23 protein-coding genes and 1 pseudogene are annotated in these 24,877 nt (G+C 70.2%); 11 read left to right on the top strand and 13 right to left on the bottom strand.

Translation table 11 applies throughout. The annotated features are described in order from the left end of the window. The first annotated feature begins 60 nt into the window (after positions 1-60). From D452_RS0123135 to D452_RS0123125, 3 genes are all read left to right on the top strand, one after another. Positions 61-1,056, top strand: a complete 996-nt coding sequence (locus D452_RS0123135; protein ID WP_083927602.1) for a C40 family peptidase — start codon at positions 61-63, stop codon at positions 1,054-1,056. A 350-nt stretch (positions 1,057-1,406) separates the two neighbouring features. Then, the gene (locus D452_RS0123130) at positions 1,407-2,444 is read left to right on the top strand and encodes a C40 family peptidase (RefSeq protein WP_017546518.1); all 1,038 of its coding nucleotides are present in this window, start codon (positions 1,407-1,409) and stop codon (positions 2,442-2,444) included. Positions 2,445-2,545: 101 nt separating this feature from the next. After that, the gene (locus D452_RS0123125) at positions 2,546-3,691 is read left to right on the top strand and encodes a glycosyltransferase family 4 protein (protein ID WP_017546517.1); all 1,146 of its coding nucleotides are present in this window, start codon (positions 2,546-2,548) and stop codon (positions 3,689-3,691) included. Here the strand turns inward: D452_RS0123125 and D452_RS0123120 are convergent. The 4 genes from D452_RS0123120 to ctaC form a co-directional block, all read right to left on the bottom strand. Further along, complete coding sequence (locus D452_RS0123120) at positions 3,688-5,013, bottom strand: L,D-transpeptidase (protein WP_026129606.1); 1,326 nt, start codon at positions 5,011-5,013, stop codon at positions 3,688-3,690. The genes D452_RS0123125 and D452_RS0123120 overlap by 4 nt on opposite strands. 248 nt (positions 5,014-5,261) lie before the next feature. Next, entirely contained in the window at positions 5,262-5,687 is a 426-nt protein-coding gene (locus D452_RS0123115) for a cytochrome c oxidase subunit 4 (RefSeq protein ID WP_017546515.1), read from the bottom strand. 12 nt (positions 5,688-5,699) lie between these two features. After that, positions 5,700-7,373: an aa3-type cytochrome oxidase subunit I gene (gene ctaD / locus D452_RS0123110; RefSeq protein WP_017546514.1), complete on the bottom strand. Its 1,674-nt coding sequence runs from the start codon at positions 7,371-7,373 to the stop codon at positions 5,700-5,702. Then, positions 7,374-8,336: an aa3-type cytochrome oxidase subunit II gene (ctaC, locus tag D452_RS0123105; RefSeq protein WP_449289526.1), complete on the bottom strand. Its 963-nt coding sequence runs from the start codon at positions 8,334-8,336 to the stop codon at positions 7,374-7,376. A 404-nt stretch (positions 8,337-8,740) separates the two neighbouring features. Between ctaC and D452_RS0123100 the strand changes: the two genes are divergently transcribed. Continuing rightward, positions 8,741-8,998 carry a sulfurtransferase TusA family protein gene (locus D452_RS0123100; RefSeq protein ID WP_017546512.1) on the top strand — a complete coding sequence of 86 codons (258 nt, stop codon included), beginning with the start codon at positions 8,741-8,743 and terminating at the stop codon, positions 8,996-8,998. 238 nt (positions 8,999-9,236) lie between these two features. Here the strand turns inward: D452_RS0123100 and rpsD are convergent, their stop codons facing one another. The 7 genes from rpsD to D452_RS0123065 form a co-directional block, all read right to left on the bottom strand. After that, on the bottom strand, positions 9,237-9,848 hold the full coding sequence (gene rpsD, locus D452_RS0123095; RefSeq protein WP_017546511.1) for a 30S ribosomal protein S4: 612 nt from the start codon (positions 9,846-9,848) through the stop codon (positions 9,237-9,239). Between the two features lie 284 nt (positions 9,849-10,132). Beyond that, positions 10,133-11,104 (bottom strand): carbohydrate kinase family protein, encoded by a 972-nt coding sequence (locus D452_RS0123090; RefSeq protein WP_017546510.1) that lies wholly within the window; start codon positions 11,102-11,104, stop codon positions 10,133-10,135. Positions 11,105-11,296: 192 nt separating this feature from the next. Continuing rightward, positions 11,297-11,647 (bottom strand): HesB/IscA family protein, encoded by a 351-nt coding sequence (locus tag D452_RS0123085; RefSeq protein WP_017546509.1) that lies wholly within the window; start codon positions 11,645-11,647, stop codon positions 11,297-11,299. Positions 11,648-11,908: 261 nt separating this feature from the next. Then, positions 11,909-12,529, bottom strand: a complete 621-nt coding sequence (gene pspAB, locus D452_RS0123080; RefSeq protein WP_017546508.1) for a PspA-associated protein PspAB — start codon at positions 12,527-12,529, stop codon at positions 11,909-11,911. 35 nt (positions 12,530-12,564) lie between these two features. Next, positions 12,565-13,491 (bottom strand): zinc metalloprotease HtpX, encoded by a 927-nt coding sequence (gene htpX / locus D452_RS0123075; RefSeq protein WP_017546507.1) that lies wholly within the window; start codon positions 13,489-13,491, stop codon positions 12,565-12,567. Between the two features lie 195 nt (positions 13,492-13,686). Beyond that, positions 13,687-13,965: a PspA-associated protein PspAA gene (gene pspAA, locus D452_RS0123070; RefSeq protein ID WP_017546506.1), complete on the bottom strand. Its 279-nt coding sequence runs from the start codon at positions 13,963-13,965 to the stop codon at positions 13,687-13,689. After that, positions 13,962-14,729 carry a PspA/IM30 family protein gene (locus tag D452_RS0123065; protein WP_083927601.1) on the bottom strand — a complete coding sequence of 256 codons (768 nt, stop codon included), beginning with the start codon at positions 14,727-14,729 and terminating at the stop codon, positions 13,962-13,964. The genes pspAA and D452_RS0123065 overlap by 4 nt, the downstream gene beginning before the upstream one ends. A 96-nt stretch (positions 14,730-14,825) precedes the next feature. Here D452_RS0123065 and D452_RS0123060 point away from each other — a divergent pair, with 96 nt between their 5' ends. Together D452_RS0123060 and D452_RS28830 are read left to right on the top strand one after the other, a co-directional pair. Continuing rightward, positions 14,826-15,488, top strand: coding sequence for a DUF3043 domain-containing protein (locus tag D452_RS0123060; RefSeq protein WP_026129604.1), 663 nt, complete (start codon positions 14,826-14,828; stop codon positions 15,486-15,488). A gap of 123 nt (positions 15,489-15,611) precedes the next feature. Further along, positions 15,612-16,612, top strand: a pseudogene (locus D452_RS28830) (aldo/keto reductase family protein). A 259-nt stretch (positions 16,613-16,871) separates the two neighbouring features. Here D452_RS28830 and D452_RS0123050 read toward each other — a convergent pair. Then, positions 16,872-17,075, bottom strand: a complete 204-nt coding sequence (locus D452_RS0123050) for a hypothetical protein (RefSeq protein WP_017546502.1) — start codon at positions 17,073-17,075, stop codon at positions 16,872-16,874. A 206-nt stretch (positions 17,076-17,281) separates the two neighbouring features. On the opposite strand from D452_RS0123050, the gene D452_RS0123045 reads away from it, so the two are divergent. Together D452_RS0123045 and D452_RS0123040 are read left to right on the top strand one after the other, a co-directional pair. Then, positions 17,282-18,271: a bifunctional adenosylcobinamide kinase/adenosylcobinamide-phosphate guanylyltransferase gene (locus D452_RS0123045; protein ID WP_017546501.1), complete on the top strand. Its 990-nt coding sequence runs from the start codon at positions 17,282-17,284 to the stop codon at positions 18,269-18,271. Beyond that, positions 18,268-19,053, top strand: coding sequence for an adenosylcobinamide-GDP ribazoletransferase (locus D452_RS0123040; protein WP_017546500.1), 786 nt, complete (start codon positions 18,268-18,270; stop codon positions 19,051-19,053). Before D452_RS0123045 ends, D452_RS0123040 begins: the two co-directional genes overlap by 4 nt. Before the next feature lie 9 nt (positions 19,054-19,062). Here the strand turns inward: D452_RS0123040 and D452_RS30740 are convergent, their stop codons facing one another. Continuing rightward, positions 19,063-20,793 carry a hypothetical protein gene (locus D452_RS30740; protein ID WP_017546499.1) on the bottom strand — a complete coding sequence of 577 codons (1,731 nt, stop codon included), beginning with the start codon at positions 20,791-20,793 and terminating at the stop codon, positions 19,063-19,065. A gap of 434 nt (positions 20,794-21,227) precedes the next feature. On the opposite strand from D452_RS30740, the gene D452_RS0123030 reads away from it, so the two are divergent. From D452_RS0123030 to D452_RS28825, 3 genes are all read left to right on the top strand, one after another. Then, positions 21,228-22,748, top strand: a complete 1,521-nt coding sequence (locus D452_RS0123030; RefSeq protein WP_083927600.1) for a leucyl aminopeptidase — start codon at positions 21,228-21,230, stop codon at positions 22,746-22,748. A 146-nt stretch (positions 22,749-22,894) separates the two neighbouring features. Beyond that, positions 22,895-24,271, top strand: coding sequence for a dihydrolipoyl dehydrogenase (lpdA, locus tag D452_RS0123025; RefSeq protein ID WP_017546497.1), 1,377 nt, complete (start codon positions 22,895-22,897; stop codon positions 24,269-24,271). A 123-nt stretch (positions 24,272-24,394) separates the two neighbouring features. Beyond that, the coding region (locus tag D452_RS28825; RefSeq protein ID WP_040694709.1) for a biotin/lipoyl-containing protein at positions 24,395-24,877 on the top strand (483 nt) is incomplete at its 3' end.

Raw genomic sequence — 24,877 nt, 5'->3', positions numbered from 1 at the left:
ATTTCCTTCCGTCTCCAGCACCCCATGCGGACTTTTCAACCTCAAGGAGCGTGGACCGCCATGAAGAACTCCGGTGGTCGGCGTACGGCTCGCCGAATCGCTACGACCGGTCTCGGTGTGGTCGCCGCCGGTACCTTCATCGCCCCCGGCATCGCACACGCCGAGCCGACCCAGGACGAGGTCGAGGACCGGATCGAGGAACTGAACCAAGAGGCTTCCACCGCGGTCGAGAACTTCAACCAGGCCGAAGAGGACTACGAGGCGGCCAAGGCCGCCTTCGACGAGCTCGACGGCCAGGTCGGTGACGAGCAGGAGCGCTACGACGATCTGCGGGAGAAGGTCCAGCAGTTCGCCAGCGCCACCTACCAGGGCGGCGAGCTCAACTCCACCGCCAACGTCCTGACCTCCGACGGCCCCGAGGCGCTGCTGGAGCAGAACGCGGACCTCAACTACCTGTCGGACACCCAGCAGACCCAGCTGGACGACTTCGGCGAGTCCGCCGAGCGCCTGTTCGCTCTCAAGGACGAGGCGGAGAAGGCCCTCGAAGAGGCCGAGAAGGCCAAGGACGAGGCCGAGGAGGCCAAGGACGAGGTCGAGGAGGCGATCGAGGAGCAGCAGGAGATCCTGGCCCAGTTCCCCGACTCCGACGCCTCGGCCGAGGGCGGGGACGACAGCGGCGGCCAGAGCCACGGCGGCAGCGGCAACGCCTCGTCAGCCCTGGACTTCGCCTACGGGAAGGTCGGCCTGCCCTACGTGTGGGGCGGCACCGGCCCCAACGGCTACGACTGCTCCGGCCTGGTCCAGGCGTCCTGGCGCGCGGCCGGCGTCGACCTGCCCCGCACCACCTACGGGCAGGCCGACGTGGGTACCCGTATCTACGACATGAACGCCGTCCAGCCGGGTGACATCCTGTTCTTCTTCGGCGACCTGGGCCACAACGGTCTCTACGCGGGCAACGGGCAGATGGTCCACGCCCCGAGCAGCGGCCGCAACATCGAGGTCGTCGGCCTGGCCGCCTACTGGGGCGGTCAGTTCCAGTTCGCCGTACGCCCCTGATCCCCTCGTGGTCACCTGAGGCCGCCGTCCCCCACCGGGACGGCGGCCTCTCGCGTCGAGGGGGTCGCACCCTCCGCCAGGGGTCCTTTTAGGGACATGCACCCGGTTTTCGGACACTCCTCGTCTTCCAGCGGAATGTCACGAAACAGTTGAGAGCTTCCTGACCAATGCACTAGTGTTCATCGCCGAGCGCGGTTGCTCCTCATTCACCACCCCCTGGTGGTGACAGCCGCGCCCGGGTCGGGCACACCCCCACACCGTTTCGGCCACCCTCTCTGGCCCGAGGTTCCCCACCCGGTGCAGTCCCTTGTTCCCCGTATCGCCTGGGACAAGGGGAGAAAGGTGCTTCAGTGTCTGCATCCCGTGGCGAACGCCAACGCCGTACCGCGGTCATCGCCTCCCTCGCCATCGGAGCCTTCCTCCTCCCCGCCGCCGTGGCCCACGCCGAGCCCACGTCCGAGGAGGTCCAGGAGGAGATCGAACGCCTCGAAGAGGAGTTCATCGAACTCAACGCGACCTACAACGAGGCCAAGGAGGCCCACGAGGCGGCCGAGGAGAAACTCGAGGGCATCCTCGCCGACGTCGAGACCGCCGAGAAGAAGGTCGACTCCCTCAGCAGCGGCGTTCGCGCCCTGGCCAACACCACCTACACGGGCGTGGACCTGACCTCTCCCGCCCAGCTGATCGGGGCCACCGGCCCCGAGGAGGCCCTGGAGCACCAGGCCGACCTCACCTACCTCTCCGAGCAGCAGCACGAGAGCCTCTCCCAGTACATGGAGGAGCTCGAACACCTGGAGGGCCTGCGCGGCGAGGCCGAGTCCACGGAGGAGGCCGCGGCCGATGCCCTGGAGCAGGCCGAGGAGGCCACCGAGGCGGCGGAGGACGCGATCAGCGAGCAGGAGGAGATCCTCTCCGAGCTGACCGCCGAGGAACAGGCCGCCGCGACCGAGAACGTCAGCAGCGACGCCAGCGGGGGCGGCAGCGGAGGGGGCGGTGGAGGCGGCGGCGCCGACTACACCGGCCCGGCCACCGGCAACGCCCAGACCGTGCTGAGCTTCGCCTACCAGCAGGTCGGCAAACCCTACGTCTGGGGCGGCACCGGACCCAACGGCTACGACTGCTCCGGTCTCACCCAGGCCGCCTGGGCCCAGGCGGGCGTGAACCTGCCGCGCACCACCTACGACCAGATCAACGCGGGTCAGCGTGTCTCCTGGGAGAACATGCAGCCCGGTGACCTGATCTTCTTCTACGGCCCGAACCCGAGCCACGTGGGCCTGTACGCGGGCGACGGCGTGATGGTGCACGCCTCCACGTCCTCCCGCCCCATCGGCACGGTCCAGCTGAGCGACTACTACCGCTCCAACTTCGTCGCGGCGGTCCGCCCCTAGGGACCCGGACACCCACGGCCGGGGAACCGGCGAGAGGGCCTCTGGGAAACCACCCGTTTCCCAGAGGCCCTCTCCGTGTCCGGGCGCCTAGACTCGCTCAGGTGTCGCGAACCCTGATCATCACCAACGACTTCCCTCCGCGCGCGGGCGGGATCGAGTCCTTCGTGCACGAGCTGGCCCGGCGCCGCCCCCCTGGGTCCGTGCTGGTCTACTGCTCCTCCCCCACGGCGGAGGACCACCGCGCCGACCCCTACTTCGACCTGCACCAGGCGTTCCCCATCGTGCGCGAGGCCGGGCCGGTGCTGCTCCCCACGCCGGGGGTGGCACGGCGTGCCCGGGCCATCGCCGAGATGGAGGGGTGCGACTCCGTGCTCTACGGGGCCGCCGCCCCCCTGGGGCTCCTGGCCCCCGGGATGCGCTCACGGGTGCGGCGCCAGGTGGCGCTCACCCACGGGCACGAGACCGGCTGGACGGTGGTCCCCGGGGCGAGTTCGGCGCTACGGCGGATCGGTGACGGCGTCGACACGGTCACCTACCTCGGCGAGTACACCCGCCGACGGTTGGCCCGCTCACTGTCCGCCACCGCCGCGGAACGGATGCGCCGCCTCGCCCCCGGGGTGGACACCGAGCGCTTCCGACCCGGTTCGGGCGGCGAGGAGGTCCGACGGGAGCTGGGCCTGGGCTCGCGTCCGGTGGTCGTGTGCGTCTCCCGGATGGTGGCCCGCAAGGGCCAGGACACCCTGCTCCGGGCCTGGCCGCGCGTGCTGGCCGACGTGCCCGACGCCGTCCTGCTGTTCGTCGGGGACGGCCCCCTCGCGCCCCGGCTCCGCTCGGCCGCGCAGGGGACGGACTCGGTGCGCTTCACCGGACCGGTCCCCGCCGAACGGCTCCCCGCCCACTACGACGCCGGTGACGTCTTCGCCATGCCGTGCCGCACCCGGCGGGGCGGCCTGGACGTGGAGGGCCTCGGCATGGTCTACCTGGAGGCGTCCGCCACCGGCCTGCCGGTGGTCGCCGGGGCCTCGGGCGGCGCCCCGGACGCGGTCCTGGAGGGCGAGACCGGACACGTGGTCGACGGGTCGATGCCCGGCCCGACCGCGCGGGCGCTCATCCGTCTCCTGAAGGACCCCGACCGCGCCGCCCAGATGGGCGCACGCGGCCGGGAGTGGGTGAGCGCCGAGTGGACCTGGGAGCGCACCCTCGGACGCCTGGACGGCCTTCTCAGGGGCGCGGAGCCGACACCCTAGAGGTCGTCACCGTGGACTGAGCCGGGCGTGCCGGAGCCGTCGGTGCTCTGCGGCTGCCCGGTGACGCTGTTGGCCAGCCACTCCTCCCAGGAACGCTGGTAGAAGCCCCAGCCGTTGTCCCACTCCAGGTCGCGTTCGGTGCCGGTGGTCTCCAGGATGTCCCCCATGAGGGCCTGGTTGTGGAACCAGCGGGCGTCCTCCATGGTCATGTTCGTGCACCCGTTGGAGGTGTTGGCGCTGCCGATGTTCCCCGCGTTCCACGGAGCCGCGTGGGTGAACTCGCCGCTGTTGGAGGTGCGGACCGCCCAGTCCACGTCCAGCCGGTAGTAGCCGGGCGACCCCTCCGGGATGCCCACGGTCGCGGAGTCCATGACCAGGGCCTGGTACTTCTCCATGGTGAGGTGGACACCGGAGGTGGTGGTGTTGAAGCGCTCCTCGGCGGACCCGTTGCTGACCGGGATGGTGCGGACGGTCTCGCCGTCGATGGACACGGTCATCTCGTGGTCGGGAACGTGCATCGTCGACACCAGCTCGCGACCGACCTCGAACCGGACGCGGTGGTCCTCCACGCCGTAGACGCCCTCGGAGGACTCGACCCCGGCCAGCCGAAGGTCCACGGTGACCTCCTGGTAGGGGTCCCAGTACTCCTTGGGCCGGAAGACCGCCATCTCGTCGGTGACCCAGTTCCAGGCGCCCTCGGTCTCCTCCTCGGCCGTGACCTGGATGGAGTTCTCCACCTGCTCCTTGTTGGTGACCGCCCGGTCGAAGTTGACGATGACGGGCATGCCCACCCCGACCACGTCACCTTCGCTCGGGAAGTTGGAGACGAGTTCGAGGCGTTGGTCGGCCTCCGCGCCCATGGTGGTGAACTCCGAGACCACCTCGGTCTCCTCGCCCTCCTCGTCGGCCGCGGTCACGAACACCCTGACGGAGGACGCGGGACGCAGGTTCCAGTCGCTGACCCAGGCGTCCCCGGCCTCGTTGAGTGTGCCGGTGACGGGGAAGGGGTCCTCCTCCTCACCCTCGACCCCGGTGTCGGCCACCTCTTTCGCGTCACCGGAGGCGACCTCGCCCTCGGTCTCCTGATGGACCCGCACGTCGGTGAGGGTGCCGTCCACGGCCTCGACCCGGATGGGGGTGTTGGGAGGGATCTCCGTGGCGCCCGGTTCCGGGGTGACCTCCACCTCCGGCCCCGGCTCGTCCTCGCCGGGGGCCGCGGTGCCCCCGGGGCCGTCCCCGCCCTCGGGGGTGCACGCCGCCGCGAGGAACACCAGGGCTGCCGCTGCCGCGGCCGTTCGGGAAGAGGCGATTCGTCGCTTCACGCCAAGGACCTCCAGCGTCCGTACGCGGCCCGAGGCGTGCGCGGAGCCTGCGCACCGGCGTGACGCCGACAGGGCCTGGATGCGGCGTGACCTGCGAAGGCAGCGTCACGTGGGCCACCGAACAAGAGCGCCCCGGCGGCCGGAGGTCGTCTGGGACGACGCGTCCGGTCACCGGGGCGGTGACACTCACATCCTACCCTGCGTAGCCGAAAGCACTCATAGAGTGACAGGCACGCGGGGTGTGCACGTCAGTGCTGGAACTCCTTGCGGTAGTACTCGAAGACCCAGCCCAGCGAGGTGAGGATGACGGCGAAGAAACCGGTGATCACCATCCACCAGCCGATCGCCACGCCGACCGCCGTGAAGGCGACGGCCATCGCGACGAACATCGGCCACCAGCTGTGCGGGCTGAAGAAGCCGTACTCACCGGCGTTCTCGGCGATCTCGCCGTCGAGCCGCTCCTCGGCCGGCAGGCCGTGGTGGTGCTCGCTGTGGCGAGCCGACTGCCAGAGCCAGAAACCGATCATCCAGCCGAAACCGATGGAGACCACCAGGGCGGTGGTACCCGCCCACTCGATCTCACCGGTGTCCTGGAGCGACCAGTAGATGTACAGCGCGGCAGCAAGACCGAAGAAGGTCGAGATGCCCATGAACAGGTAGGCCTGCATCTTCATGTGCTCTACCCCCTACTTCTTCTCGGCACCGGCGGCGACGGCACCGGGTGCGGCCGCGTGCGGGTGGTTGAGGTCGAAGGCCGGACGCTCGGACCGGATCCGGGGCAGCGACGTGAAGTTGTGTCGCGGCGGCGGGCACGAGGTGGCCCACTCCAGCGAGCAGCCGTAACCCCACGGGTCGTCCACGGTGACCAGCGGCGCCCTCTTGGCGGTGACGTAGATGTTCCAGAAGAAGATCAGCGTCGAGGCCGCGAGCACGAACGAGGAGACAGAGGAGATCTGGTTCAGCTGCGTGAAGCCGTCAGTGTCCAGGTAGTCCGCGTAACGACGCGGGAAGCCCATGGCACCCAGCCAGTGCTGCACCAGGAACGTGCCGTGGAAGCCCAGGAAGAGCAGCCAGAAGTGGAACTTGCCCAGCTTCTCGTTGAGCATCCGCCCGGTGAACTTGGGCCACCAGAAGTAGAAGCCCGCGAACATCGCGAACACCACGGTGCCGAACACCACGTAGTGGAAGTGCGCCACCACGAAGTAGGAGTCGGTGACGTGGAAGTCGATGGGCGGCGAAGCGAGCAGCACACCGGTCAGACCGCCGAAGAGGAAGGTGACCAGGAAGCCGATCGTGAACAGCATCGGCGTCTCGAACGTGAGCTGTCCGCGCCACATCGTCCCGATCCAGTTGAAGAACTTCACACCGGTCGGAACCGCGATGAGGAACGTCATGAACGAGAAGAACGGCAGGAGCACCGCGCCGGTCGGGAACATGTGGTGGGCCCACACGGTCACGGACAGGCCCGCGATGGCGATGGTCGCCGCCACCAGGCTCTTGTAGCCGAAGATCGGCTTGCGGCTGAAGACCGGGAGGATCTCGGTCGCGATACCGAAGAACGGCAGCGCGATGATGTAGACCTCCGGGTGGCCGAAGAACCAGAACAGGTGCTGCCACAGGATGGCGCCGCCGTGCTCGGCGTTGAAGACCTGGGTGCCGACCATGCGGTCGGCGCCCAGAGCGATCAGGGCCGCGGTCAGGACCGGGAACGCGATGAGCACCAGGACGCTGGTGAGCAGGGTGTTCCAGGTGAAGATCGGCATGCGGAACATCGTCATACCGGGCGCGCGCATGCACAGGCCGGTGGTGATGAAGTTGACCGCACCGAGGATCGTGCCCAGACCGGAGACGGCCAGGCCCAGGATCCACAGGTCGCCGCCGAGGCCCGGCGAGCGGACCGCGTCGGAGAGCGGGGTGTAGGCGAACCAGCCGAAGCTGGCCGCGCCGCCCGGGGTCAGGAAGCCGCTGATCGCGATGAGGCTACCGAAGAGGAACAGGTAGTAGCCGAACAGGTTGATCCTGGGGAAGGCCACATCGGGGGCGCCGATCTGCAACGGCATGAGGATGTTCGAGAACCCGACGAAGAGCGGGGTCGCGAACATCAGCAGCATGATCGTGCCGTGCATCGTGAAGAGCTGGTTGAACTGCTCGTTGGACATGTACTGCATGCCCGGGTGGAACAGCTCCAGGCGCATGAGGAGCGCCAGCACGCCTCCGAAGAGGAAGAACGCGAAGGAGGTGATCAGGTACATGTACCCGATGACCTTGTGGTCGGTCGACGTCAGCCAGTTGACGATGATCGACCCCTTGCGTGACGGTGCCTGACCGTCAGTGCGGGGTTCGGTTGCCGTCGTGGTCATTTACTCGTCATTCTCCTCGGACTCGGTCGCCTCGGCTCCCGTGCCCTCAGCGTCGGTGCCGTCAGCACCCGTGCCCTCAGCGTCGTCGGTCTCGGCGGCCTCGGACTCAGCGGCAGCGGCCTCGGCGGCCTCTGCGGCCTCGGTCGCGTTGGCCTCCTGCTCTGCGGCCCAGGCGTCGTACTCGTCCTGCGGGAGGACCTCGACGTTGAAGAGCATGCGGGTGTGGTCCACACCGCACAGCTCCGCGCAACGACCGACGTACTCGCCCTCGGAACCTTCCATGAGGTTGACCTGGAAGGAGTTGTCCCGGCCCGGGACGACGTCCATCTTGAAGCCGAAGGCCGGGATCCAGAACGAGTGGATGACGTCGGGAGAGTGGAGGTCGAAGTGGACGACCGCGCCCTCGGGAAGGACGAGGGTCGTCTGGGTGTCACGGTTGGCGGTGCCGTCCGGGTTGGGAATACCAACCTCGGAGAAGAGCACGTCGCCACCGTTCTCCTTGGTGTCGTCCATGTAGTTGAACTGCCAGGCCCATTGGAAGGCCACGACCTCTACATGGACGTCGGCGGGCTCTTCCGTGTCGAGCAGGTAGGCCTGGTCTCGCGCGGTGAAGAAGAAGAGCACCGAGATGACGACGATCGGCAGAACGGTGTACAGCGCTTCGATGGGCATGTTGTACCGCACCTGCGGCGGCAACTGCTCAGAGCGCTTGCGGTGGAAGAGGATTGTCCAGATGAACAGTCCCCACACAAGGACGCCGACCGCGAAAGCCGCCACCCACGAGCCCTGCCAGAGCGAGATAACACGCTCGGCCTGCTCGGTGATCGGCTCCGGCATGCCCAAACGAGTGAGATCGTTCGACGCGCAGCCGGTCGCGGCCAGCCCCAGCACGGCGAGCGCGGCGCCGCGTGGTGCCCATCGGCGCAGTGTTGAGCGCCGATTTTTTTGGCGGGTCGGACTCACGGATTGCCTTCCCAGCGGTGAAGCCCGTGGATTCTCCACGGGCGGCCTAAGTATCCAAAGCTTGTCAGGGGGAAACATTATCGCGAACCGCCCAGCGTGCCGTTCATGGGCTTGCCTGGTCAGCGTGTTGCCAGACGCGCCCTCTCGAAACGTTCGGCGGCCCCACGGAGCCGGGCCAGGTCGCCCCCGAGGGAAGTCCTCCCGGCTGGCTACGAGGCGCGGCCCGGCGATCCCCCGGGCCCCTTGGCCGCTCCCGTTCACATCTCCGCTCGATGCGGTGGTGTGCGCGTTCGCGACGCGAGACCAAGGCGAGCGTATCGCTGGGTTTACGACACCCTTAACCGGGTGCGCCTTTTGCAGCGCACCGGGTCAAGATTGGGCCACAGGACGACAACCAACAGGGGGTGGACGTGCCCGAGCGACCGACGTCGCAGCAGCCGCTGGTCACCGTGGAGGCGGTGGGGCTCAAGTGCCCGATCCCGATCATCATGCTGGCCGCCCGACTGCGCGAAGTGCCTATCGGGGCGGTCATCGCGGTCACCGCGGACGATCCCGCGGCGAGCGCGGACATACCGTCCTGGTGCCGGATGAAGATGCACGAGTTCGTCGTCGAGCGGCCACTGGCGCGGGGTAGCGCTTTTCACATCCGCCGGATGTACTGACCGCCGTCGACATCACCGGAACACCGGGCCGGGCTTTCGGTCCCGTTGCGATAACGATTCACGCCGTCCAGTTTTCCGGGGGCGGCGCGAAGTACCCGATCCCCCTCCCGAAGCACCAAAGGGGCGGAGGGAGGGAGGTACCGGACAAGGCGAAGGCCGCGCGGACACGGGGTCCACGCGGCCTGTCCCACACTGCGGTTCCGCCCCCGAGGAAGGGAACCGCGACCGCGGGAACCGTCTAGCGAGCGTAGTACTCGACGACGAGCTGCTCGTCGAAGGGCACGGGGATCTGCTCACGCTTGGGGCGGTCGACGACCGCGATGCGCAGGTCCTTGTGGCTCACGGCGAGGTATCCGGCGATCTTGTCGTCGGCGTGGATGCCCTCGGCGGCCTCGACGAACGGGACCATCGAGCGGGACTTCTCCCGAACGCTGATGATCTGGCCCGGCTTGACCTGGTACGACGGGATGTCGACCTTCTTGCCGTCCACGGTGATGTGACCGTGGTTGATGAACTGACGCGCGGCGTAGATCGAGGCGGCCAGACCGGCGCGCAGCACGACCGTGGCCAGACGCAGCTCCAGCTCGCCGAGCATCTCCTCACCGGTACGGCCGGGACGCTTCTTGGCGTTCTCGTAGATCCTGACCAGCTGCTTCTCGGTCAGGTCGTAGTACCAGCGCACCTTCTGCTTCTCCGCCATACGAACGGCGTAGTCGCTGCTGTTGCGGCGGACGCGACGACCGTGCTCGCCGGGCGGGTACGGACGCTTCTCGAAGTAGCTGACCGCCTTACGGGTCAGCGGGGTGCCGGCGCGCCGGGACAACCGCACCTTCGGTCCGGTGTAGCGCATGCGAAGTCCTTTCAGGGTGAATCAGGGAATCCCAGGTAAGGCTGGCCTAGATCTGGGAGGCGCTCAGGGCGCCCGAGCCCCGGTGTCCCGCGGTGCGGGTCGGAGCGGGTTCCCCACCGCCGCGCGTGACCCGGCGCGAGCGGTTCGGGCGAATGACCCGGCACGCGTTTCGACGCACCGGGCGGGCACGGGACTTCCCGTGCGGGTCACAGCCATCCACTTTACGGGCTCCGGGGTACCACCCCGACCAGAGTGCGTTCTTTTCCGGCCGGGGCGGACACGGGTCACACGAAGGGGCGGACCTCTTCGGCGGCCTCGGCACCGTAGGAACGCTCCAGGCGCTCCAGCAGCGAGGCACCGGTGAGCGTGTACTCCTGAGGGCCGTCGGCCTCCAGGCAGTGCACGGCGGTGGCGTTGCCGACCTGGGCCGCGCGCTCCAGGGGCAGGCCCCAGGAGTGGGCGGACAGGAAGCCGGCACGGAAGGCGTCGCCCATGCCGGTGGGGTCGACGAGCTCGTCGACGGCGGCGGAGGGAACGTGGACGCTCGGCTCGTCCTTGCGGTCGATCCGGGCGCCCTTGGCCCCGAGGGTGGTGACGCGGGTCCCCACGCGGGAGAGGACGTCGGCGTCGGACCAGCCGGTCTTCTGCTCGGCCAGGGCCTTCTCGTACTCGTTGGTGAACAGGAAGGCGGCGCCCTCGATCAGCGTGCGCACCTCCGGGCCCTCCATACGGGCCAGCTGCTGGGAGGGGTCGGCGGCGAAGGGGATGGAGCGGGTGCGGCACTCCTCGCTGTGACGGATCATGGCCGCGGGGTCGTCGGCGCCGATCAGGACGAGGTCGAGGCCGCCGACGCGGTCGGAGATCGGCTGGAGCTCGATGTTGCGGGCCTCGGCCATCGCGCCCGTGTAGAAGGACGCGATCTGGTTCTGGTCCAGGTCCGTGGTGCAGACGAACCGGGCGGTGTGGCGCAGTTCGGAGATGTGCACCGCGGAGGTGTCGACGCCGTGGCGGTCGAGCCAGGAACGGTACTCCTCGAAGTCGGCGCCGGCGGCACCGACCAGGACCGGGCTCAGGCCGAACCCGCCCATGCCGAAACAGATGTTGGCCGCGACGCCGCCACGGCGCACGTCCAGCTCGTCGATGAGGAAGGAGAGGGACAACTGCTGGATCTGCTCAGGGATGATCTGCTCGGCGAACCGACCCTGGAAGGTCATCAGGTGGTCAGTGGCGATGGATCCGGCAACCGCGATACGCACGGGACGTGGGCTCCTTGCTGGCGAGGTGGATCGCTCGGGGACGATCCGGCGAGCTGTTTCAGGGCATGCCGGGGACGTGCCCGTTCGGACCAGCCAAGGGTACCCAGAGGGGGAGGGCGAACGCTCGTCCGCGTCCGCCCTCCCCCTGTGGTTCCGAGAACCTGAACGCTCCCCTGGGGAGCCTCGGGACGCCTAGTTGAAGGAGTCACCGCAGGCGCAGGAACCGGTGGCGTTGGGGTTGTCGATGGTGAACCCCTGCTTCTCGATGGTGTCCACGAAGTCGATGGTCGCGCCGATGAGGTAGGCGGCGCTGCGGCGGTCGGTGACGACCTCGACACCGTCGAAGTCGGCGATGACGTCGCCGTCGAGGTCTCGCTCGTCGAAGTAGAGCTGGTAACGCAGCCCCGAGCAACCACCGGGCTGGACGCCCACACGCAGGCGCAGGTCGTCCCGGCCCTCCTGGTCAAGGAGCGCCCGAACCTTGTCGGCCGCACCATCGGTGAGGATGACTCCCTGCGCGGTGGCCTCGCTCTGAACCGTCATGTTGTAAAGCTCCTCTGGAAAGGGGTTGCGGCCGTCTGGCGACCCCGGTCGCTTACCGGACCGGCCCGCGTCGGCGGGTCCAGTCCTCTTCAACGGGTCCCAACGTCGGAGGCCGGTGTGGCATTCCGTCGCGTGGCCGCTGTGTTCGCGCTGGCACCCCGGCCGCACGGTGCAAGTGTGGCCCAGGCGACGCACGGGTGTGCTCGTACCTCCAAGGGTAATTTGTCCGGGCCGCAGATGCCATCTCCGGACGGCCCCGCCTCACAGGCCGGGGGCGCCGTAGACCGGGAACCAGCGGGAGCGGTCCTTCTCCATCGGCAGGTCGTCCCCCGCTGACGCCTCCACCTGGAGTTCCAGCGCGTTGTCGCGGCGCTGACCGCCCTCGGGGGCGAAGGGGTAGAAGGTGCCCCGTTTGTACAGGTAGACCAGGCCCACGGAACGGCCCCGAGTGTCGGTGAAGCCGACCAGCGAGCACAGCAGGGAGGGGCCGTACCCGTTGGCCTCCAGCGTGGAGTTGACGGCGTGCAGGTCGGTGACCAGGCCGGTGATGTCGGTGTCCACGAGCTCCCCGCCCGAGGGCTCGTCGCCGGTGGTCGCCCCCCGCGCGGCACCGGGGCGCAGGACCAGCCAGGTGTAGCCGTAGTCGTCGGTGGTCTGCTCCACCGACGGCCCCTCCCCCGCGTTGAGCAGCTCGGTCACGTCGCGTTCGATGTCGGCGAAGGCCGCGCCCTCGGAGGCGCGGAAGGCCACCGACCCCGAACCCGTGGGGGTCAGTCCCACCCCGGCCCGCAGGGTGAGCGCGGCCGAGGGCAGGCCGAAGAGCGCGTCCAGGTCGGGCTTGGCCGGTTCCGAGCGGCCGAGCAGGCTGCGCCAGAAGCTCATGGTGGTGGGTTCCCCTCGTGGGTGGTTCGGTGGGGTCAGGCTCCGCGACCGAGCTGGCGGGAGATGTCGCCGAGCTGGGCCAGGCGCTGCTCGACCGGCGGGTGGGTGGCGATGAGCTGGTTCATGCTGAAGCCCTTCTTCGCGAAGGCCGGGGCGAAGAAGAACGCGTTGAACGGCTCGGCCTGGCGCAGGTCCCGGGTGGGGATGCGGGCCATGTCGCCGGTGATCTTGGACAGGGCGCTGCCCAGCACGGACGGTCGGCCGGTCAGGTACGCGGCGGCGCGGTCCGCGGCGAGCTCGCGGTAGCGGGACAGTGCGCGGGTGAGCAGGAAGCTCAGGACCCAGGCGACGGCGCTGACCAGGACGACCAGGAGCGCGACGACCGCCGGGGCGGGGCCGTTGTTGTTGCCGCGTCCGCCGCCCGCTCCGGCGAACATGGCGAAGCGCAGACCGGCCTGGGTGAGGAACCCGGCGACGATGCCGAGGAACCCGGCGATCGTCATCACCATCACGTCGCGGTGGGCGATGTGCGAGAGCTCGTGGGCGACGACCGCCTCCAGCTCCGGGCCGTCCAGGCGGCGCGTCAGCCCCGTGGTGACGCAGATGACCGCTGACTTCTCGTTGTGGCCGGTGGCGAAGGCGTTGGGGACGTCGGTGTCGGCGATGCCCACCCGCGGCTTGGCCATGTCGGCCATGGCGCACAGGCGGTCGACGATGGCGTGCAGGTCGGGCGCCTGCTCGGGGGTGACCTCCTTGGCGCCCATCGCGAACATCGCGATCTTGTCGGAGGAGAAGTAGGAGAACAGGGCGAACGCCGCGACGAGGACCAGCACCAGCCAGACGTTGAGCCCGGCGAGGACCAAACCCACCACGAAGGCGACGTAGACCAGGAACAGCAGGACCATGGTCATGACCATCCGGGCCGTCAGCCCCCGGTCCGGACGGAACTTCGAACCAGCCACGCCGACTCCCTCCCCTGCGGATGTGTCGGAGTGTAGTTCGGGGAGGTGAGAAACGGGTTAAAGCGGGGCACCGCGTGTCCCCACGGCCGCATGACCCCGGACACACCCCGGCCGCCGTGACGGATCACGGCGGCCGGGGGGGAAGAACGCGCACGCGGGAACCGAGACGGGGTGGTCCCTGGCCCGGGGTGGTTCCTAGCCCGGGATGAGCCCGTCGTCCTGGAGCATCTCCCGCACCTCGTCCATGCTGGCGTCGGCGGGGGGGAGGATGAACTGCGAGGGCTCCAGGGAGTCGGGCGGCAGCGGCTTGCTGTCCTCCCGGACCTTCGCCAGGAGGTCGTGCAGGGCCTTGCGGAACGTGGCCTCGTCACCGGACTCGATCGCGGCCTCCAGGGCGGCGTCGAAGTCGTTGAGCAGGTCCAGGTCGGCGTCGGTGAGGTCGAGCTGCCCCTCACCCATGATGCGAACGATCACGAGCCCTCCCGGTTCCCGGCCCCGTTGCCGCCCTCGATCTGCGGGGTGGCGCCACCACTGCCGCCGCCGAGTTCGAGCTTCATACGCTCCAGCTCGGCCTCGACACCGGTCGTGCTCGCCATCTGGTCGAGCTCGTACTGGATGTCGTCCTTCGGGCCGGTGCCCGTGACGTCGTCCAGCGCGCCGGAGGCGAGGAGCTCGTCCACCGCGCCCGCACGGGCCTGCATCTCGGCGGTCTTGTCCTCCGCCCGCTGCACGGCCATGCCGACGTCGCCCATCTCCTCGGAGATACCGGAGAAGGCCTCGCTGATCTGCGTCTGGGCCTGGGCGGCGGTGTAGGTCGCCTTGATGGTCTCCTTGCGCGTGCGGAAGGCGTCCACCTTCGCCTGCAGGCGCTGGGCCGCCATCGTGAGCTTCTGCTCCTCGTTCTGGAGGTTGGAGTGCTGCTCGCGCAGGCCCTCCATCTGGCTGGTGAGGCCGGAACGACGGGTGAGGGCCTCGCGGGCGAGGTCCTCGCGGCCCTGGGTCAGAGCGGCGCGGCTCTGGTTCTCCAGCTTGCCGGACTGCTGTTCGAGCTGCTGGATCTGGAGCTCGACCCGCTTGCGGGAGGTCGCGACGTCAGCGACACCGCGACGAACCTTCTGAAGCAGTTCGAGCTGTTTCTGGTACGAGTAGTCGAGGGTTTCCCTGGGGTCCTCGACAGAGTCCAGGGCCTTGTTGGCCTTGGACTTGAAGATCATCGAAAGTCGCTGAAACACGCTCATTGGCGTGGCCGTCCCCTTCTCGGTGCGTACATCGGCTGTTCCCAGCGGGCGCTTTGCCCAACCCTACGCGGTCTGGCCCGCGGTCGCCATAAAGCTATGACCGGCTACCCTGAGGGTGTGTTCCGACGTCGCTCCGCTTCCGCAGCCCCGGATTCGACCTCCGCCGAATCCGCCAGCCCTGAGGCCACTGAGGCCACCCAACCTAAGGGATATACCCCCAAGAAGGGTGTGCCCACCCCTAAGCGCAGGGAATCCGAAGGCACCCCGCGCCGACCGGTGAAGGCCCCTGAGACCCGTAAGGAGGCCTACCGCGCCTACCGGGACCGTCTCGAACGTCAACGCGGCACGACCGCCCGGCGTTCCGGCGCTCCCAAGGGAGACGAGAAGTACTTCCGGCAGCAGGACCTCGGCAAGGCCCGCGCGTACGCCCGGGACTTCATCGACTCGCGCCGCAGCGCGAGCGAGTTCTTCCTCCCGTTCTCGATCCTGATCATCGCGCTGCTGTTCATCAACAACCCGGTCTTCCAGGTGGGCGTCGCCTACGTGCTGTGGCCGCTGATGATGGTGACGATCATCGCCGAGGGCGTCATGATCGGCCGCACGGTCAAGCGCCACGCCACCGAGTACTTCCCGGACGACCCGGCGGTCAAGGGCATCGGCATGTACGCCGCGATGCGCCAGCTGCAGTTCCGGCGCCTGCGTCTGCCCAAGCCCCGGCTGAAGGTCGGCGACGACCCCACACCGAGCGGCGTCCGCTGAACCACCGGCCGTCCCACATCCCCATCCCCGACGACGTGAGCGGGGCCGGTGACCGCACCGGCCCTTCACATCGCCCCGAGCCCCGTCACGCCGACCGAGGCCCCGCCAACTAGAGTGCTCGGCATGGAATTTCGGCATCTTGGCAACAGCGGTCTGATCATCAGCGAGATCGCCTACGGGAACTGGATCACCCACGGCTCCCAGGTAGAGGAGGACACCGCGGCCTCCTGCGTCCGCGCGGCGCTCGACGCGGGCATCACCACGTTCGACACCGCGGACGCCTACGCGCAGGGCAGGGCGGAGGAGGTGCTGGGCCGGGCGCTCAAGGGTCAGCGCCGTGACGGCCTGGAGATCTTCTCCAAGGTCTTCTGGCCGGTGGGCGAGGGCAGGAACGACCGGGGTCTGAACCGCAAGCACGTCATCCGCGGCTGCGAGGACTCCCTGCGCCGTCTGGGCACCGACTACCTGGACCTGTACCAGGCGCACCGGTACGACTACAGCACGCCGCTCGAAGAGACCATGCGGGCCTTCGAGGACCTGGTCCGCCAGGGCAAGGCCCTGTACATCGGTGTCTCCGAGTGGCGCGCCGACCAGATCGAGCGGGCGCTGAAGATCGCCGACGAGATGGGCTTCGACCGGATCGTCTCCAGCCAGCCGCAGTACAACATGATCTGGCGGGTCATCGAGTCCGAGGTCGTCCCGCTCTCCGAGCGCGAGGGCATCGGCCAGCTCGTGTGGTCGCCCATCGCGGGCGGCGTCCTCACCGGCAAGTACAAGCCGGGCCAGGAGCTCCCCAGCGGTTCGCGGGCCAGCGACCCCAAGAGCGAGCGCTTCCTCGCCGACAAGGTCGCGGACCAGGCCCTGNGCGGGTGCAGCGGCTGGAGCCGCTGGCGGCCGAGGCCGGGTTGACCCTGTCCCAGCTGGCCGTGGCCTGGGTCCTCCAGAACCCCAACGTGTCCGCCGCGATCATCGGCGCCTCCCGCCCCGAGCAGGTCGAGAGCAACGTGAAGGCGGCCGGGGTCAAGCTCGACGCCGCGCTGATGGCCCGGATCGACGAGGTCCTGGGCGACAGCGTGGAGCGCGACCCGGAGCTCACCAAGAGCCCGGAGAACGTCCGCGGCTAGGGCCTGTTCTTCCGGATGCTCTCGCTCGTGTCGGCGGAGTGCCGACATCGATGAGAGAGGCCGCCCGGTGGTGACGCGAGGACACCGCGCCGCAGGCGTCCGTTGAGGGTGGTGGCGGGCGACGGCTGGGAGGATTCATCCAAGAAACAGGGCCTGGTGCCGCGTCACCGAGGGCCCGGCGGCCGTGCGACCGCCGGGCCCTCGGCCCGTCCCACGGCCGGACCTGGTCGGGCCGGATCCGGCAGTGCGCGCGGCCGACCTACTCGGCGCCGAGGGGCATCGTGTAGACCTCGTGGTCCTCCTCCAGCAGGGCGACGCTGGCCACGCCGCCCTCCGCGAGCTCCGCCCAGTTCTCCCCGAGCCAGCTCTCGGCGTCGCCACGCGACGTGAACGACTCGGTCGGCAGGTCCTCCGCCCCCGTCCGGTCACCATCGACCCCGATGTACCGCCACGTCCACGCCATCCTCGCCCGCCCTTCGTCGCCGGTTCCACGGTGGGTGCACCGCGATCCTGAGCCGAGCTTAACCAAGCCTTGGTCCACGATGCTGTTTACTTTTTTGGGTGCGTATCCGATTTCTGGGGACAGCGGGTCACACGGGCTGGCCAGCCCCGCAGTGCACCTGCTCGTCCTGCAACAAGGCCCATGCGGAACGCCGCCTGCCGCTGCGGGTGACCGTCGACGACCGCTTCCGCCTACGCGAGGCGGGGGCGGTCGGACCGGTCCCGCCCGGCTACACGGTGACGAACACACCGGACGGCGCCCTGGTGGAGGGCGCGGACGGAGGCCGTCTGCTGTTCGCCCGCTCCGGACCTGGTCCGCTGCCGGGGGGACCGCCCGCCGACGGTCGTCCCTCCGGTTCGTCCGCGTACTCGTCGGCGCCCGCCCAACAGGTGGACATGGTCATCGTGGACGCGGCCCAGCGTCCGGAGGTCGTCGGTGAGCTGCGACGGTCCGGGGTGATCGGGGTGACCACCGCCGTCGTGGCGGTCGGCGGCGACCACCGGATCCGGTCCCCCGAAGAGTTCGCCCGGCGGGCCCACCTGTGGGGCGTCATGGCCCCGGGGGACGGCACGGTCATGTCCTGTCCGCCCGCCGTGTGGCCGGAGTCCCGCCCGCAAGGGCCGTACCGGACCCTGGTCACCGGCGGCGCGCGCTCGGGCAAGTCGACCGAGGCCGAACTCCGTCTGCTGACCGAACCCCGGGTGGTCTACGCGGCCACCGGGCCGGTCCCCGACGAGGCGGACCCGGAGTGGGCTGAGCGGGTAGAGCGACACGCGCGGCGGCGCCCCTGGTGGTGGCGGACCGAGGAGACCACCGAACTCGCGTCGCTGCTCAGGCAGACGCAGGGCGCGATGCTGATCGACTGCCTGGGGACCTGGCTGACCTGGGTGATGGGCGAATGCGGTCTCTGGGAGGACCAGCCGCCCGAGGACGCCGAGGAGCTGCTGGAGACCGCGGTCCACGAGCTGTTGGAGGCCTGGCGTTCGACGCGGGCCTACGTGGTGGCGGTGACCAACGAGGTGGGCTCGGGTGTGGTTCCGCCGACCCGCTCGGGCCGGATCTTCCGCGATCAGCTGGGCCTGCTGAACCAGTGGGTGGGTGCCGAGTCCGAAGCGGTGGTGCTCGTGACGGCGGGACGCGTGGTGGAGCTCGGGTGAGCGGGGCCGACGCTCTGGCCGGAGCACGGATGGCCGTGGGCACCTTCACGGTCTGGCCGGTCCGTGTGGCGCGGGTGGACCGCGGCGTGGCCGGGTGGGCGATGGTCTGGGCTCCCCTGCTGGGCGGACTGCTCGGCGGGGTCGTCGGCGGGGTCGCGGCGGCCGGCGCGTGGTGGGGCTGGTCCGCGCCGCTGGCGGCGCTGCTCTCGGTGGGGCTGGGGGCGCTGCTCACCCGGGGCCTGCACCTGGACGGGTTGGCCGACCTCGCCGACGGCCTGGGCAGCGGACGCCCGGCGGAGGGTGCGCTGGAGGTGATGCGCCGCTCCGACATCGGCCCGTTCGGGGTGATCACCCTGCTGGTGGCGGTGGGCGCCCAGGTGCTGGCACTGGCGCAGCTGGTCGGGGTCTCACCCTGGGCGGCCGTGTCCGGCGCCGTGGTCGCGGGCGCGACCGGACGGCTGGCGGTGACCCTGGCGTGCACGGGGGTGCCCTCGGCGCGTCCCGACGGGCTGGGTTCGTTCGTGGCCGGGACGGTGCGTCCCCTGGCCGCGTCAGCGTGCGCGGCCGGGGTGCTGGCCGCGTGCCTGCTCGGGCTGGCGCACTCCCCCGGCTTCGCCGTGGCCTGCGCGGTGGGGTCGGTGGCCGGGTTGGCGGCGGCCGGAGCTCTTCTGTACCGGGCCGTCCGCCGGTTGGGCGGGGTGACCGGGGACGTCCTGGGCGCCCTGGTGGAGACGGCCGTGACGGTGGTCCTGCTGGTGACGGCGGCGGCTGTGCGGGCCTGAGCCCCTCGGTCACTGACCGCGCTGGCGGCGGTTCCACCGTTCCAGGCGGTCGCGCGCCTGTTCCGTGCGGTGGCGGACGGAGAGGACGCGGTCGATGTCGTCCGCGCGTTCGTTGTCCTCCTTGAGCCGCTCGTACTCCCTCAGGTGGGTCTCGAACTCCGCCACGGAGTCGGTGACCGGCGCCTCGGCGTGGGCCAGGGCCTCGCCCAGTTCGGTGATGCCCCGGTCGTTCTCCTCCTGGATGTCGGCGACCCGGGCCGCCTCCTCGGCGCGCAGTTCCGCCATGGTCTCGGCGTCCTCCTGCTCGGCGGCCCGGCGCTCCTCCTCCCGGGCGGCCAGGGCCCGACGCCGCTCCCGCGAGCCGACCAGGCCCAGCGAGACCAGGCCCAGGGAGACCAGCAGTCCGAGTGCGGCGGGCCAGGGCAGGGTGGTCCCCCCGTCCGTGGCGGGGGTGTCCGTGCTGACCACCGGATCGTCGCCGAACTCCGCGAGGAGGCCGTCCACCGAGGCGCGGGCACTGTCGTGGTCGAGGCCGAAGAAGACGGCGGAGTCGAGGTCGTGCTCACCGTCGACGCCTCCGTCCACCGGGTAGTACTCCACTCCGCCGGAGCCGTCCAGCGCGTAGACGACCACGGGGCCGTCGAGCCCGTCGCCCACCGCCTCCGCCAGAGGAGCGGCGCCGCCGTCCGGGTCGGCCTCCAACCGAGCACCGGAGGGCAGGACCGCGACCCGGACCGGCTCGTTCAGGGCGGCCAGGGCGGCGTCGAACTCGGCACGCTGCGCCTCGCTGATGTCGGCGCCCGCCCTCGGGTGCACGAACAGGTGGTCCTCGGCGAGTGCCGTGCGGGCGTCGGCCACCACGTTCCCGTCCACCGCTCCGGCGAAGACGTGGAGCGCGGGGGCCAGTCCGTCCAGGCCGGGGCCGAGCGGCAGCAGCCACGCGAGGTCCGCAGGCTCGGGCCCCTCCGGTCCGGAGGCCGGGGTGAACCTGAAGTCGTCGTAGGTCCACACCGCGAGCAGGGCCGTGCCGTCGTCACCGAGCGGGTCGAGCAGGGCGTCGGCGTACTCCTCCTCGTAGCTGGAGGCGCTCTCGCCCGGTGGAGGAACGACCGCGACACGGGTGTCGTCCAGGCCGTCGAACCGCTCCCGGAGCGCCGCGGTGTCCAGGTCGGGCAGGGCCGCCTCGACGGCGGGGTGGACGTACACGGTCTCTTCGCGCACGGCCGACCCGATGTCGTCGAGCAGGTCGCCGTCCACCAGGTCCACCGCGCTGACCAGCTGCTCCACCGTGTCTCCGTGGGAGAACACGAAGTGCTCCTCCAGGTCGGCGCCGCCGGTGTCGATGCCCACGGCGGTCCAGGACAGGTTGGTCGTGACGCTCCCTGTGGCGGCGCGTTCCTCGGTGGCCACCACGTACAGGCCGGGTTCGCCGACCTTCCCGGCGAGGGTGTGCACGGCCCGCGCCGGGTCCACGCCTTCGAGGAGGGCGGCCCGGATCGGGGTCCTCGCCTCGGAGAGCCGTGCACGGGCGAGCGCCAGCGTCTCCTCGGGGACGTCCGGGCCGTTCTCGGCGACGTGGACGTGCTCACCCGACGCGAGTTCCCGGACGGCGTCCGCCACCTGTGAGTCCGCCCCGGCCGGGGCCTGGGTCGTGACGGACACGGCGAACAGGGTCAACGCGACGGTGGCCAGACGGGAGGCCCGCGGGGCCAACGCGACGGAGGTTGCGGGACCCGGCATGTGTTCCTCCCGTGCAGGTCAAGGGCGAGTGAGGGCTCGCAGAAGCGATCCTAGAACTGGACGGCTCCGGAGCCGTGGCCGGGGTGCCGGGTACGGGGAGGGGGGTGGCGGCGCCCCGCTGTGAAGGACCGGGGGCTGTTTCACCTGCCGATTCGTGCGGTCTGGTAGTTTTCCGCGACGGCCGGATGTCGCCATCATCACATTTTTTCACACCGGGTTTCACGCGGTCAGGGCCGGGGACAGCGCGTTCGGGCGCCGCCGACCGCGTGCGACACCTCCCGCGAGGGACCAGAGCCCCCACATGGCGCGGACGGAGGCGCACCCACCCGGGGCCCCGGCGGCACCGCGCGACGGCGGGGAGCGCCGCGTCAGGACCCCTGGGGCGTGGGACGCCGCGTCACCGTCGGGGGCGCGGGAGGACTAGCATCGAGGACGTGAGCACGACGTTGTCAGTAAACACGGAGTCCCCCAGTTCGCTCGACGCCGACGCGGTTGTCGTCGGTTACCACTCCGGAGGCGACGCCCCGGAGCCCGCATCGGGCGCTCATAGCGTCGACGCCGCCTTCTCCGGCGGCCTCGGCTCGACCCTGTCGCTCCTGGGAGCGAGCGGCGCCCCTGAGGAGGTGCACACCATTGCCTCCCTCGGAGCCGTCAGCGCCCCGGTCGTCGTCGCGGTCGGGCTCGGCCCGGCGCCCGCCGACGGTGCCGTCGACCCCGACGTCCTCTCACGCGCCGCAGGTGCGGCGCTGCGTGCGCTGAGCGCGCGCCCCGAGGGTGCGGGCCGCGTCGTCCTGGCCCTGCCCGCGAGCACCGCCGAGCAGGCCGGTGCCGTCGCCCTGGGCGCCGAACTCGGCTGCTACAGCTTCGACCGCTACCGCACCGGTGAGAAGGCGGAGAAGAAGGCCGCGCGCGGCGCCGCCACGCTCACCGTGGTCAGCGAGGCCGACGGCGCCGCCGACGCCGTGGAGCGCGCCGCCGTCCTGGCCGAGGCTGTCTCCTTCACCCGCGACCTCGTCAACACCGCCCCCGCCGACCTCGTCCCCGAGGACCTGGCGTCGGCGGCCCAGGAGATCGCCCAGCAGGCCGAGCTGGAGATCGAGGTCCTGGACGAGCGCGCCCTGTCCGAGGGCGGCTACGGCGGCCTGACCGGTGTCGGTCAGGGTTCGGCCAACCCGCCCCGCCTGGTCCGGCTGGCCTACAGCCACCCCGAGGCCACCAGGAAGGTCGCCTTCGTCGGCAAGGGCATCACGTTCGACTCCGGCGGCCTCTCCCTCAAGCCCGCGGGCTCGATGGACTGGATGAAGTCCGACATGAGCGGCGCCGCCTCCGTGCTCGCCGCCATGCGCGCCATCTCCACCCTGGGCCTGAAGGTCAACGCGGTCGGCTACCTGACCGTGGCCGAGAACATGCCCAGCGGCACGGCCCAGCGCCCCTCCGACGTCCTGAGCATCTACGGCGGCAGGACCGTCGAGGTCCTCAACACCGACGCCGAGGGCCGCCTGGTCATGGCCGACGGCCTGGTCCGCGCCCACGAGGACGAGCCCGACCTCATCGTGGACATCGCCACGCTGACCGGCGCCCAGCTGGTCGCGCTCGGCACCCGCGTGTTCGCGGTCATGTCCAACGACGACGCCGTGCGTGACGAGATCGTCGCCGCCGCCACCGCCGAGGGCGAGGCCTCCTGGCCGATGCCGCTCCCGGCCGAGCTGCGCGCCGGGCTCGACTCCTCGGTCGCCGACATCGCCAACGTGGCGGGCGAGCGCTGGGGCGGCATGCTCTCCGCGGGCGTCTTCCTCCAGGAGTTCATCGAGGAGGGCACCAAGTGGGCCCACCTCGACATCGCCGGGCCCTCCTTCAACCAGGGCGGCCCGCACGGATACACCCCCAAGGGCGGCACGGGTGCGGGTACCCGCACCCTCGTCCGCATCGCCGAGGACTACGCCCGCAAGCAGTAGTCCGGAAGGGCGGGGCGGCGCTCCCCAGCCGAGCGCCCCCCGTCCCCGGCAGCCGGGGGTCCCCGATCGACACACCGCCAGCGGCGGCGGTGGCCCGCGGTCTTCCACCACCCATCACCAGCCACCACAACTAGGAGTTCGTTCCCGTGAGTGAGAGCGGCGGCACCTTCGACCTCGTCGTCCTTGGCGGCGGCAGCGGCGGCTACGCGGCGGCACTGCGCGCCGCGGAGCTGGACATGAGCGTCGTCCTGATCGAGAAGGACAAGCTCGGCGGCACCTGCCTGCACCGCGGCTGCATCCCCACCAAGGCCCTCCTGCACTCGGCCGAGGTGGCCGACACCGCCAAGGAGAGCGAGAACTTCGGTGTCCGGGCCACGTTCGAGGGCATCGACATCGACGCGGTGCACAAGTACAAGGACAAGGTGATCAGCGGCCTGCACAAGGGCCTGAGCGGGCTGATCAAGTCCCGCAAGATCACCGTCGTCGAGGGTGAGGGCAAGCTCACCGGCAAGGACGAGGTCACGGTCGACGGCAAGGTCTACAAGGGGAAGAACATCCTCCTGGCGACCGGCTCCAAGCCCAAGACCCTGGGCCTGGAGATCGACGGCGACAAGGTCATGACCAGCGACCAGGCCCTGGGCCTGAACCGCGTCCCCGAGTCCGTCATCGTCCTGGGCGGCGGCGTGATCGGCGTGGAGTTCGCCAGCGTGTGGCGTTCCTACGGCGCCGACGTCACCATCGTCGAGGCCCTCAAGAACCTGGTCCCCGTCGAGGAGGAGTCCAGCTCCAAGCTGCTGGAGCGCGCCTTCCGCAAGCGGAAGATCAAGTCCGAGCTGGGCACCCCGTTCGAGTCGGTCAAGACCACCGACTCCGGCGTGGTCGTCACCCTCCAGGGCGGCAAGACCCTGGAGGCCGAGGTCCTGCTGGTCGCCATCGGCCGCGGCCCGGTCTCCGAGGGCCTGGGCTACGAGGAGCAGGGCGTCACCCTGGACCGCGGCTTCGTCAAGGTCGACGAGAACCTGCACACCGGTGTGGGCAACGTCTACGCGGTCGGCGACCTCATCCCGACCCTCCAGCTCGCGCACGTCGGGTTCGCCGAGGGCATCTTCGTCGCCGAGCACATCGCCGGGCAGAACCCGCCCGCGATCGACTACGACGGTGTCCCCCGTGTCACGTACTGTGAGCCTGAGGTCGCCTCCGTCGGTCTGACCACCAAGGTGGCCAAGGAGCGCGGTCACGACGTCGTCGAGATGAACTACAACCTGGCCGGCAACGGCAAGAGCCAGATCCTCCAGACCCAGGGCGCGGTCAAGGTCATCGCCGAGAAGGACGGCCCCGTGCTGGGCGTCCACATGGTCGGCAGCCGCGTCGGCGAGCTCATCGCCGAGGGCCAGCTGATCTACAACTGGGAGGCCCTGCCCTCCGAGGTGGCGCAGCTGATCCACCCGCACCCGAGCCAGTCGGAGGCGCTGGGCGAGGCGCATCTCGCGCTGGCGGGCAAGCCGCTGCACGTCCACGACTGACCGCTTCACCCCCGGGGGCGGGCCCTCACCGGCCCGCCCCCGCACACATCCGCGCTGCCCATCAAGGCCTGGGCAGGTACCGCGTCCAGATCCAACGAGGAATCCATGCCGACTTCCGTTTCCATGCCCGCCCTGGGTGAGAGCGTCACCGAGGGGACCGTCACCCAGTGGCTGAAGAACGTGGGCGACACCGTCGAGGTAGACGAGCCGCTCCTTGAGGTCTCCACCGACAAGGTGGACACCGAGATCCCGTCCCCGGTGGCCGGAGTGCTCACCAAGATCCTCGTCGACGAGGACGAGACCGTGGAGATCGGCGCGGAGATCGCGATCATCGGCGGCGACGGTGACGGCGCCGACGACGCGGCACCCGCGCCCGAGGCCGCTCAGCCCGAGGCCGCCGAGCCTGAGCCCGAGCCTGAGCCCGAGCCCGCCGCTGAGGAGCCCGCCCCGGCCCCCGAGCCCGAGCCCGCCGCGCCGGCCGCCGACTCCGACGGCCCCGGCACCCCCGTGACCATCCCCGCCCTGGGTGAGAGCGTCACCGAGGGCACCATCACCCAGTGGCTGAAGAGCGTCGGCGACACCGTCGAGGAGGACGAGCCGCTCCTC

This window comes from Nocardiopsis prasina DSM 43845, assembly GCF_000341265.1.
Lineage (GTDB): Bacteria > Actinomycetota > Actinomycetes > Streptosporangiales > Streptosporangiaceae > Nocardiopsis > Nocardiopsis prasina.
Note: the sequence above shows the minus strand (reverse complement) of the source record. Positions and strands in the feature narration are given on the sequence as shown.